This is a genomic window from Carboxylicivirga longa (assembly GCF_050589825.1).
GTDB classification, from domain to species: Bacteria; Bacteroidota; Bacteroidia; order Bacteroidales; family Marinilabiliaceae; genus Carboxylicivirga; species Carboxylicivirga longa.
The window spans coordinates 1-712 of sequence record NZ_JBNGOZ010000073.1 but is presented as its reverse complement, the minus strand read 5'-3'; the positions used below and the strand labels follow the sequence as shown (position 1 = coordinate 712).

At 45.6% G+C, this 712-nt stretch carries 1 protein-coding gene; it reads left to right on the top strand.

The genetic code is table 11. The features are described 5' to 3' along the window. On the top strand, positions 1-712 hold a 712-nt coding region (gene istA / locus ACRD7A_RS19100), incomplete at both ends, for an IS21 family transposase (RefSeq protein WP_430817967.1).

Below are 712 nucleotides of genomic sequence, written 5' to 3'. Positions count from 1 at the left end.
GCAAGACGCTTTCATACATCGACCCATCAACAGGCGAAGTCATTAAATGCCAAGTATTCGTGGCATGTCTGCCTTATTCTGATTATTGCTTTGCCATGGCGGTTCGTAGCCAGGGTATCGCCGACTTTATCCATGCATTAACCTGTTGCTTACATCACCTTGGAGGCGTTCCTCAAGCCTTGGTACCCGATAACCTGAAAGCTGCTGTGGTTAAGTCTGACCGTTACGAACCAGGCATTAATACAGCCTTGGACGATTTAGCCAATCATTACGGTACAACGGTCGTACCTGCTCGCGTTCGCAAACCAAAGGATAAAGCTTTGGTCGAGAATCAGGTAAAACTCATTTATAGCCGTGTATATGCCAAGCTGCGCAATCGCCATTTCCTAAGCCTTCATGAGCTAAATAAAGCCATCGGTGAGAAGGTATTGGCACACAACCAAACACGTATGCAGCGAAAAAACTATTGCCGTGAAGAAAAGTTCCTGGCCGATGAAAAACACCTGCTCCAACCATTGCCGGAGACCACCTATGAGATGAAATATTACAAGGAGTACAAAGTGGCTCCCAACAACCATATTTGCTTGTTTAAAGACAGCCATTATTACAGTGTTCCTTATATCCATATTGGCAAGCAAGCCAAAGTTGTTTACACACGCTCAACCGTCTTTATTTATGTTGATGGTCAGCGTGTGGCAGCTCATGCCAGGGG